Source organism: Actinomyces sp. 565 (assembly GCF_010365615.1).
GTDB lineage: Bacteria > Actinomycetota > Actinomycetes > Actinomycetales > Actinomycetaceae > Actinomyces.
Window position 1 is genome coordinate 1 of the sequence record NZ_PIZD01000031.1, and the last position, 9,715, is coordinate 9,715.

The following is a 9,715-nucleotide window of genomic DNA, read 5'->3' on the forward strand; positions in this document are numbered from 1 at the left end:
CGCAGGCCGGCCTCGGCGCCGGCGTCCTCGGGCAGTGCCGGGGCGGGGCCCGCCGCCGCGGCGCGGGCGGCGGTCTCCTCGGCCATGCGCGCCTGCACAGCGGAGCAGGGCATGGTGGGCCGGGACAGGTCGCGGACGGGACGGGTCATGGGCCCGATTGTGCCGCGGCCAGGCCGCCCCCGCCATGGCTCTTCCGGCCACCGGTCGCGATCAACGGGATGCGCTCACGCCCGGGTCAGCGCGGCGACCGTCTCCACAGACCCGTCGAAGTGGCTCTTCCGGTTCGAGGGTGTGGTGGTTGTGCCGGGGTGAGGTGTCTGCTGCGCCGGCTGGACGTTAACAACGCTACTTAACGGCCTGCTGTATACCTCCCAGCCCTTCAGCAGGCCGTTAACAGGCGTTGTTAACCCCGAAGTGGCGTTGCAAATGATCCTACGTCGTCGACGCCCACCCGACGACGCCCTTACCCTCCCGGATGTGGGCGATGGCACGTTCCCTGGCTGCCGAAGTAGCAGGCAGATTTCCCCAGAAGCCCATTGGGTCGTAGTCGGTGCGATCCTTGGTACTCAGCAGCCCCGTCGCCCGGTCATCTTTGATGTCGCCGAAAAGAGCCCCGTCGTGGTCTACTACCCAGGCATGGCCATCGTTGTCGGCCAGGATGTTCTCCTCATGGCGGTCAGTGTTGTAGATGAGCGCATCAAATGCCTCCATGAGGGCCCGCGTCTTCTCGGGAATGGAGCGCAGTGCGGCCTCCTGCGGCGGCGGGAAGTGGTTTCCCGGCTCCCCTATCTCGGCGACAACCCATGCCGGTTCGCCGGCCGACGGGTCGAACCACAGGTCACCGAGGGGCGTGGGGATGCCCAGGGCGATCGCGATTCTGTTGGCGATGTACTCGTTGACGACGACGTTGGGGTTGTCTGCCGTGTTGTACTTGACCAAAACCTGTGCCCGCCCCCACTGCGAGCCGTTAGAGCCACCTGGGTCGTCCTCGTTGACCGGGACGAGGTCGGTGACCGTCATGCCGGGAACTCGGCTCAATGACCTGCGCACCGTCGCCCTCCCTTCCGGAACTGCATGAACTCGGCGGGGAAGCCCCTAGCCGAGCAGCACGCCTCCACCCGAATCCGGGTTTCAAACCGTCATCCGGAGCCTATCCCGACGTCGACGCGCCTGACCGCAAAATGATGCGCGTCAACTCACCAGATCCCGCTCCAGCAGATCCAGTCCCACCGAGCCCAGCACGATGCCGCGGATGCGTGAGCCTCACACCTCCGGGTGTCGGGCACGTAGCACATCCCGGTTCCGCCACTGGCCGAGCACCGAGCCCGGCCCGGCGAAGGCGTCGAGGTCGGTGTCGTGCGCGAGCCCGGGCACGCGGTCCGGAATGAACTCGCGTCCCCGGCTGACCACGAGCCGCAGGTCGCGCAACACGCCCAGCCCGGCGCGCGGGTCCCCGGCGACGGCGATCAGGTCGGCGTCGAAGTAGGGGGCGAGCACGCCGGTCACGCCCGCCAGGCCGATGCCGGCGGCGGCGCGGGAGGTGGCGGCGAGCAGCACCTCCGTGCGGGGCAGGCCGACGTACTCCAGCGCCTCCAGGCCGCCGACGTAACCCCGGTTCGGAACACCGGGAATGCCGGCGTCGTGCCCGGCGACGATCTTGACGCCGTGCTCCCACAGCATGCGGACGGGCGGGGCGAAGGTGTCGTCGCGCTCGATCATGCGGGGCAGTTCGGCGGTGATGGTGCAGTCCACGTAGATGCCGGCCGCGGCGATCTCGTCGGCCAGGTGCGGGTCGGGTTCGGAGCGGGCGGCGGGGCTGATGAAGGAGGCGTGGGCGATGTAGTCGACGCCGGCGCGCACCGCCCGCTCGATGCCCTGGGTGCCGTGGGCGTGGGCGGCGGTCCACTTGCCCAGGCGGTGGGCGTCGGCGAACATGACGGTGAGCTCCTCCTGGCTGAACTGGGCCAGCCAGGGCACCGAGCCGGAGGTGGTGAATCCGCCGGTGGCCATCGCCTTGATGGTGTCGACGCCCCGCTTGTGGTGGATCCGGACCTGGTGGCGGATCTCATCGAGTCCGTCCGCCTCGCCGCCCGCGTGGTGGGCGTGGCCGGCGGTGACGGTGATCTGGGGGCCGGCGGCGGTGATGCGGGGTCCACGCAGGTCGCCGTTCTCGATGGCGTCGCGCAGGGCGACGTCCACGTAGTGGCGGGCGCCCAGGCTCTGCGCGCTGGTGACGCCGAGGGACATCAGCTCGCGCGCCGAGCGGGCGGCGTTCAGCGTGAGTCGGGCGACGTCGTGGGCGCCGTAGTCGGGGTACTCCACGTCCGTGCCGGAGGTGGGCAGGTGGGCGTGGGTCTCGATGAGCCCGGGCATGAGGGTGGTGCCGGGCAGGTCGACGCGGCGCACCTGCGCGGGCGCGGTCCCGGCGGCGGTGGCCAGCTCCCCGAGTCGGGCGGTCAGTTCGGCCGCGGGGCCGACCGCGATGATGCGGGTGCCGTCGATGAAGACGGCGCCGCCCTGCGGGTCATCCTCGCCGATGCTTTCGAGGCTGCCGACGGCGTCGCCGCGGCGTCCGGTCAGGATACGGTCCGCGGTCAGCAGCGCGGCGCCAGTTCCATCGAGGCGTTCGCCGCCGTCGGTCGGCGGGGTGATCCAGTCCGTCATGGGACCTCCTGGGTACTTGAGTGGGGAGGGACGCAGCGGTGTCTAACGCTGCGGTGGTGTGGCCGGTGCCGGCCCATCCTTGGGCAACCGTGAGACCGGCAGCATTAATCCAGCTCATGTGCTCCTCTCTGGCGCTGAGGGATCGGGACTTGGCGCTTAGGGGAGTTGGAGGACTAACGATCGGGCGATTGGGCGCCTTAGGGTGCTTGAGCACTCTTCCCGACAGGCGTTGCACGACCTTCGTGTACGTTCCACGACCACCCCGGGGTCGTGGAACACGCACCAGGGTCGTGGAATGCGGACCAGGGTCGTGCAACGCCCGGCCCCGACCCGCTTCCGCAGACCTCACTCCCCGCAGCACCCCGTGCCCGCCGCTAACATCGCACATATGAGCAACGTCGGTCGCCGTGGCATCGACAGTGTCTGGGCCGCCGCAGTGCACACAACGGCGTACGGCCACTCTCACCGCCATATCTACCGACCTCGGTGGGGAGGGCGGGCGGCGATCAGTCATAATCACTCTGTGCCCGCCCCACCGATCGTCCGCACCGGGTCCGCCGAGGTGCTGCTCGCGGACCTGGCGGACCGCCTGGAGCGCCGCCTGCGCGGCGCCACGGCCGGGATTGCGCCCGACCACCACAGCCATCCCCACGGCATCGACGACGGCACTGACGACGGCACCATGGCCGGCGGCGGCAAAGGTCGAACCATCGTGGGACTCACCGGCGCACCCGGGTCGGGCAAGTCCACCCTCGCGGCCTCCCTGGAGGACCAGCTGCGGGACCGTGGCATGCTCGCGGGCACCGTCCCCATGGACGGCTTCCACCTGTCCAATGCCGTCCTGGATCAGCTGGACCGCCACGGCCGCAAGGGCGCCCCGGACACCTTCGACGTCGCCGGCTACCTCTCCGCGCTAGACCGGGTGCGCGCCTCCGGCTGCCCAGACGTCCTGGTGCCGGTTTACCGGCGGGACCTGCATGAGCCGGTCGCGGCCGGCACGCTGGTGCGCGGGTCGGGCGTCGTACTCACCGAGGGCAACTACCTGGCCCTGGACCGTGGCGGCTGGGCCGGAGCCCGCGCCCGGATCGACCTACTGATATTGCTGGACGTCCCCGAGGCCGAAATCGCCACCCGCCTGGTGGCACGGCACCAGGACTTCGGCCGCAGCGCCGTCGACGCCGGCCACTGGGTGCGCACCGTGGACCTGCCAAACGCCCGCCTGGTGACCGCCTGCGCGCACCGCTGTGACGAGATCTGGCAGCTGCACGCCGCCCGGCCATGACCGGTCCGGCGCGGACTCGCGCGGCCGTACGGCGTGGCGCCATGTTCGGGCGCAGACGCATCAGCCCGGCTCCAGGCGGTCCTCCGCGACTGCCGGGCGCCTACCCACGCACTTGTTCGCCCATGCCGGGCTCCCCTTCACCTCGGCTCAATAACCTCCATGAAGCAGTACTCGAAAAACGAGTACGCGGGAACAATGGAGGGCCACCAAATGGCACACCTGAAGCTGAAAGCACTGCTGACCACATCCGCGCTGGTGGCGGCGACGGCCGCGGCCGGAACCGCCTCCTCGGACCCGAGGGGCGAGTACTACAAGGACCTCAAGAAGCCCGACTGGAACCCACCCAATGAGGTCTTCCCGATCGTCTGGACCACGCTGTACACGGACCTCGCAGCGACCACCGGCCTCACCCTGGCGGACCTGTGGCAGGCTGGTGAGCTCACCGGAAGCAACAAGGAGGCGAATCGGTTTCTGGCGGCAACCGTCACGAACCTGGCACTCAACGGTGGCTGGAGCTGGGCCTTCTTCCGAGCCAAGCAGCCGATGCTCGCCGCCGCCTGGGCGGGTGTGCTCGCCGCCAGTTCCGCGGATCTCACCCGCCGCGTCTTCAAGGTGAGCCGAGGGCGCGGTGCGGTCTTGGCGCCGTACGCGGCCTGGACCGCCTTCGCGACAGTCCTGTCCTGCGCCGTTTGGAAGCTAAACGAGCGCACGCCCGGTCAGCACGCGTCCTGACCGGGCGTGCGGGTGGGGCGGCCCGCCGGCGGGTCGGGCGAGGCGACCTCGACCTTGCCCACCCGGCGGCCGTCCAGCGCAATTACCTTCAGACGCAGGCGCTCCCAGGCAACCACGTCGCCCACCTTCGGCATCCGCCCCAGCGCGGCCATGATGAAGCCACCAAGCGTGTCGAAGGGGCCGTCGGGCAGCTCACGGCCCAGTTCCCGGGCAAGGTCAGCACGGGAGATGAGCCCGGTGACTACGACGACGCCGTCGTGGCTCACCACCGCGGGCTCCTCCCGGTCATACTCATCGGCGATCTGCCCGGTGAATTCCTCAACCACGTCCTCCACCGTGACGATCCCATCGGTTCCGCCGTACTCGTCCACAACCAGGGCGATATGCGCACTGGCCGCGCGCATCTGCGTCAGCGCGGACACCACGGGCACCGTAGCCGGGAGCAGCAGAATGTCGCGCGCGATCTGGCCGACTGTGCGCGCCTCGTCGGCGGGGGCGATCAGGTCGCGCAGGTGCACGTAGCCGACGACGTCGTCGTCATTCCGTCCCCGGCGCACCGGGTAGCGGGAGTGCTCCAGACCGGACAGTGCGGCCCGTGCCTGCGCCAACCGCAGCTCCGCGTCAACGAACTCAACCTCGGGGCGCGGTGTCATCACCTCAGCCACCGTGCGCTCCCCCACCGACAGCAGATCCACCACCATCCGCCGCTCCTCCCGCCCCAGGCTCTCCTGCGCCTGGATGAGAGTGCGTAGCTCGCCAAGACCCACGGAGTCGGTCCGGGCCGCCGGGTCGCGTCCCAGTAGCCGCAGCAGGCCGTTGGTGGAGGCGCCCAGCAGCCAGATCACTGGGCGCAGAGCCCCGGTGATCGCCGCGAGCGGTCGCGCCACCACCAGGGCAACGGTCCGGGCCGACTGCATGGCAATGCGCTTGGGCACCAGCTCCCCCACCACAACCGACAGGTACGCGATCAGCAGGGTGACCGCAACGAAGGCAATCGCGGCAGCGGTCGCGTCGCCCACCCCGACGGCGGTCAGGGCGGGCGCCAACGCAGGGGCGATCTGGGCGGCCCCGAAGGACGCGGAGAAGAACCCGGTTATCGTCACGCCCACCTGGACGGCTGAAAGGAACTGATTGGAATCAGCGGTCAGGCGTTTCACCGCGCTCCCGGAGCGGCCGCGCCGAGCCAGCTCGTCGACCTGGGTGGGGCGCAGAGATACCAGTGCCATCTCCGCCGCAGAGAAACAGGCGCCAATGAGCACGAACGCCAGTACGAGCAGACAGTTGCGCAGTAGTGGATCCACACCCGCATAGTTACCTGCAGTCCTTCTTACGACCTGATTGCGGCCCCACCGAACCCATGAATTCACAAGGTGCACCACACCCGTCTCCGCCTGTCTCTTACTGTGCTCTTCAAGCATGCCGGGAAGCCGCCCGGATAATACTGAACCAACTCTATGAAAACCACTCCAGATCCCTGAATTCAGCTCCAACTCCGGCGCGCTAGCACAACATTAGCTGTTTACTTTCCACGTAATCGATCCTCAGGGGATCCTCAACCACTACCGGACAGGAGACGGAAAACATGACGGCGCACAACTTCCTAGTCATCACCTTCGCGGAGTCCAGTAAGGCCTACGAGGCCCTCAGCGACATCCGGCAGGCGGCGCAGGCGGGCAGGGTATCGGTCCCTGCCGCGATCATTGCTGAGCGGGAGCCGGGCGGCCACCTGCACCTGGCTGAGGGCGCGGACTCCCGCATCGGCGACGGCGCGTTCTCCGGTGGGCTCATCGGCATGGTCGTCGGCATTCTGGGCGGGCCGCTGGGAATGCTGCTCGGCTGGGGCGCCGGCGCCCTGGCGGGAGGCTTCGTCGACGTCGAGCGGGTCAACCGCGCCGAGACCGCCATCGGCGAGTTCAGCTCGCGCCTGCCCGCGGGCACGACGGCCATCTTTGCCGAGGCGCGCGAGTACGCGGAGGAAGTGCTGGACGGGGTGGTGGCCCCGCTTGACGGCGTAGTGGTGCGGCGTCCCGCCGCTGAGGTACTGGCGGAGCTGGAGGCGGCGCAGGAGGCCGCCAAGGCCGCCCACCGCGAGGCGACGCGCGTAATGCGCCAGGAGCGTCGGCAGGAGCGCAAGGAGAACTGGGACGAGCGCGTCGCCCGCCTCAAGGAGCGCTTCCACCGCCAGGGCTGAACCGGGCCGGCCCGGCGCCCGGCTACGCTTCCCGCCGAAGCAGTAGAGGTGGTTCGCCCGCCGGGCGGGAACGGGGCGCCTTCCCGCTGGGCCGGCCCGGCGCCCGGCTGCGCCCCTGCCCTACTTTCCGAAGGGCAGGGGCGCCAGTCCGCGCACGCCGGGCTCGACGGCGAAGATCGATCCGGCGGCGGGTTCGACGTCGTCGGGCAGGTTCTCGCGGGAGGTGGTGATGAACAGGGTTGTGTAGTCGTCGCCGCCGAAGGTGCAGGCGGTGACCTGCCGCACCGGCAGCTCGACGACGGCGTCCAGGCCGCCGTCGGGTCCGTAGCGGTGCACGGCCGCCCCGCCGTTCAGGGCGACCCACACCCCGCCGTCGGCGTCCACGCAAAGCCCGTCCGGATGACCGGCGGCGGGGTCGATAGACACGAAGGGGCGCGGATCGGTCAGGCCGCCGCGGTCGGCGTCGTCGGGCCGGTAGTCCATGGCGACGATGGTGCCGGTGGGCGTGTCCGTCCAGTAGGCGGTTTGGGAGTCGGGCGAGAAGCCGAGCCCGTTGCAGATGGTGGCGCCGCCCCAGGCGGTCAGCGGCTCCGTGCCCAGGCCGTCCCAGCGGTACATGGTGGCGGCGCCGGGCGTCTTCGCGTACGGCATGGTGCCGATCCAGAAGCGACCGCCCGGGTCGCAGCCGCCCTCGTTGGTGCGCACGGCCGGGTCCGCGAAAAGCGTCGCCGCGGGGGCGAGGTCACTCAGGTCCTCGCGGCGGGACAGGGAGATCCCGTGCTCGGTGGCGACGATCGCACCGCCGCCTACGCGGGGCCGGATCACGGAGGCGACGGCGGACCCGACCGGCAGGCGGCGGTGCCCGCCCGGGGCGGCCTCGTCCAGTTCGACGACGGCGCCGGCGAGCATGTCCACGAAGCGGAGTCGGCCGGTGGCCTCCCACCAGCAGGGGCCCTCGGCGTGGTAGGCGATGGTGTCGGTGATGCGCTGGGCTCGCATGGGTCAAGGGTATGCGCGTGCGGGCGGGTGCGTGGCGGTCACGGCGCCCGAACTCCCACGCGTTGAGCCTCCGCGTCCCTAGGCTGCGGCGGACCGCGGCACGGGGGCGCCCACTGACTGCGCCGAGGCGCCCGTCCGCCGGTTGGACTGCGGCGCCGTCGGCGCGCGGAGGGACCTACCGTGAAGGCGGATACCCACCCCGCCTCCCGCATTCCGAGGATCCCATGACCCCCTCTGCCAAAGACGCCAGCACGCGGCCCGCGCCGCCCACCACCGATCAGCTCGGCCTCCGCCGAGGAGGTGGAAACGAGGCCGACCGTGCCGACGCCCAGCGCGGCGCCGCCGAGCACACCGAGGCCCGGCGCACCGGCGTCGAGGATGCGCGTCAGGAACGCAGTGCCCGCATCGCGGTCACCGTCTTCCCCCTGATCATGTTCGCGGCCTTCCTGGCGGCCTTCTTCTCCCCCAGCACCTTCGTGCCCCTGTCCAACTACATGACGCCGCTGCTGGCCGTGACCATGCTGGGTATGGGCATGACCCTTTCGGTGCCGGACTTCACCCTGATCGCGCGGCGGCCGGTGCCGGTGGTGGTCGGCGTGCTCTCGCAGTTCTCGGTGATGCCGCTGGTCGGCTGGACGGTCGCGCACGTAGTCCCGCTGCCGGACGAGCTGAAGGTTGGCATCATCCTCATCGGCTGCGTGCCCGGCGGTACGACGTCCAATGTGTGCAGCTTCCTGGCCAAGGGCAACACCGCCCTGAGCGTGTCAATGACCGCGCTGTCCACCATGCTCGCCCCCGTGGTCACCCCGCTGCTCACGCTGTGGCTGGCGGGTACCTATATGGAGGTGCCCGCGGGGTCGATGGCGCTGTCCATTGTGCAGATCGTGCTGCTGCCAGTGGGGGCGGGGCTGCTGCTCAACATGTTCGCCCACCGGCAGGTGGCGCGGGTTCAGCCGATCATGCCCTGGGTGTCGGTGATTGCCATCGCCGGGGTGGTGGCCGCAGTGGTCTCGCGCAGCCAGGCACTGATCGCCACCGCCGGGATGCTGATGTTCGTGGCGATCGCCGTCGAGAACGCCATCGGCTACGGCCTGGGTTATGCGGTGGCACGCCTCATTGGGGTATCCCGGCGCGACCGGCGCACCATCTCCATTGAGACCGGCCTGCAGAACGCCGGACTCGGCTCCACCCTGGCCGCCGCCTACCTCGGCGCCGCGGTGGCGGCGCCGTGCGCGGTGGCGACTTTCTGGCACACGATCACCGGCTCGGTGCTCGCCATGTACTGGCGCCTGCGCGGCTTCCCCGAGGGTGAGGACCCGCTGGCCACGATCCGCCAATTGCGCGAGCGCGCCGACGTTGACGACTAGCCTCCCGGCGCTGCTCCGGTCGAGGCAGGGCCGTCTCTTCCACGGTTTATCGGCTCTTCCAGTTTGCGGGTGTGGTGTTCAGGGGCGGTCCGCGATGTGGTGGTCACGTTCGGGACGGCAAGGTCGTGACCGGGCCGGTGGGGTCCGGCCGTGTTGGCGGGGGGCGTGACCGGGCCGGCGGGGCGTGACCGGGACGGCCTGCTAAAGACAACCACGTACGGACCACGCCCACGGCACCGTGCGGGCCACGCAGCACTGCGAGGGGGCGCGGCCTGGGGCGGTTCACCCGTGCGTCCCGGGGTGAGGGTTCGGCGCTTCCCGCGACGGTTCGGCACTTCGCATGACGGTTCGTACCTTTGCACCGACGCTTCGTACCTTTCGGTGACGCGACGTACCCCTACCGTACTGTGATGTCTCATGACTTCTGGGACTGTTGGATCTCATGACATCTGGGAGTGTCAGAAGTCGTGAGATTCTGGG

8 protein-coding genes are annotated in these 9,715 nt (G+C 69.9%); 4 read left to right on the plus strand and 4 right to left on the minus strand.

The features are described 5' to 3' along the window. Positions 1–432: 432 nt before the first annotated feature. Together GZ997_RS05865 and GZ997_RS05870 are read right to left on the minus strand one after the other, a co-directional pair. Positions 433–1,020 carry a hypothetical protein gene (locus GZ997_RS05865; RefSeq protein WP_162679222.1) on the minus strand — a complete coding sequence of 196 codons (588 nt, stop codon included), beginning with the start codon at positions 1,018–1,020 and terminating at the stop codon, positions 433–435. A 243-nt stretch (positions 1,021–1,263) separates the two neighbouring features. After that, positions 1,264–2,664: an amidohydrolase family protein gene (locus GZ997_RS05870; protein ID WP_203234042.1), complete on the minus strand. Its 1,401-nt coding sequence runs from the start codon at positions 2,662–2,664 to the stop codon at positions 1,264–1,266. Positions 2,665–3,346: 682 nt separating this feature from the next. Here GZ997_RS05870 and GZ997_RS05875 point away from each other — a divergent pair. Together GZ997_RS05875 and GZ997_RS05880 are read left to right on the plus strand one after the other, a co-directional pair. Further along, on the plus strand, positions 3,347–3,946 hold the full coding sequence (locus GZ997_RS05875) for a phosphoribulokinase (RefSeq protein WP_238994299.1): 600 nt from the start codon (positions 3,347–3,349) through the stop codon (positions 3,944–3,946). 210 nt (positions 3,947–4,156) lie between these two features. Continuing rightward, positions 4,157–4,678 carry a TspO/MBR family protein gene (locus GZ997_RS05880; RefSeq protein ID WP_203234043.1) on the plus strand — a complete coding sequence of 174 codons (522 nt, stop codon included), beginning with the start codon at positions 4,157–4,159 and terminating at the stop codon, positions 4,676–4,678. Here GZ997_RS05880 and GZ997_RS05885 read toward each other — a convergent pair. Next, positions 4,663–5,979, minus strand: a complete 1,317-nt coding sequence (locus GZ997_RS05885; protein ID WP_162679224.1) for a hemolysin family protein — start codon at positions 5,977–5,979, stop codon at positions 4,663–4,665. The genes GZ997_RS05880 and GZ997_RS05885 overlap by 16 nt on opposite strands. A gap of 281 nt (positions 5,980–6,260) precedes the next feature. On the opposite strand from GZ997_RS05885, the gene GZ997_RS05890 reads away from it, so the two are divergent. After that, entirely contained in the window at positions 6,261–6,869 is a 609-nt protein-coding gene (locus tag GZ997_RS05890) for a DUF1269 domain-containing protein (protein WP_162679225.1), read from the plus strand. Between the two features lie 120 nt (positions 6,870–6,989). Here the strand turns inward: GZ997_RS05890 and GZ997_RS05895 are convergent, their stop codons facing one another. Continuing rightward, entirely contained in the window at positions 6,990–7,868 is an 879-nt protein-coding gene (locus GZ997_RS05895) for an SMP-30/gluconolactonase/LRE family protein (protein WP_162679226.1), read from the minus strand. A 224-nt stretch (positions 7,869–8,092) separates the two neighbouring features. On the opposite strand from GZ997_RS05895, the gene GZ997_RS05900 reads away from it, so the two are divergent. Further along, a complete protein-coding gene (locus GZ997_RS05900) occupies positions 8,093–9,235 on the plus strand; it encodes a bile acid:sodium symporter family protein (protein ID WP_161923318.1) in 1,143 nt (380 codons plus the stop codon). The last annotated feature ends 480 nt before the right edge of the window (positions 9,236–9,715 follow it).

Excerpts from the sequence above, each read along its gene's own strand:
- GZ997_RS05870 (WP_203234042.1), bottom strand. The coding sequence starts at position 2,664 with ATGACGGACTGGATCACCCCGCCGACCGACGGCGGCGAACGCCTCGAT.
- GZ997_RS05880 (WP_203234043.1), top strand. The coding sequence starts at position 4,157 with ATGGCACACCTGAAGCTGAAAGCACTGCTGACCACATCCGCGCTGGTG.
- GZ997_RS05890 (WP_162679225.1), top strand. The coding sequence starts at position 6,261 with ATGACGGCGCACAACTTCCTAGTCATCACCTTCGCGGAGTCCAGTAAG.
- GZ997_RS05895 (WP_162679226.1), bottom strand. The coding sequence starts at position 7,868 with ATGCGAGCCCAGCGCATCACCGACACCATCGCCTACCACGCCGAGGGC.
- GZ997_RS05900 (WP_161923318.1), top strand. The coding sequence starts at position 8,093 with ATGACCCCCTCTGCCAAAGACGCCAGCACGCGGCCCGCGCCGCCCACC.
- GZ997_RS05875 (WP_238994299.1), top strand. The coding sequence starts at position 3,347 with ATGGCCGGCGGCGGCAAAGGTCGAACCATCGTGGGACTCACCGGCGCA.
- GZ997_RS05865 (WP_162679222.1), bottom strand. The coding sequence starts at position 1,020 with ATGACGGTCACCGACCTCGTCCCGGTCAACGAGGACGACCCAGGTGGC.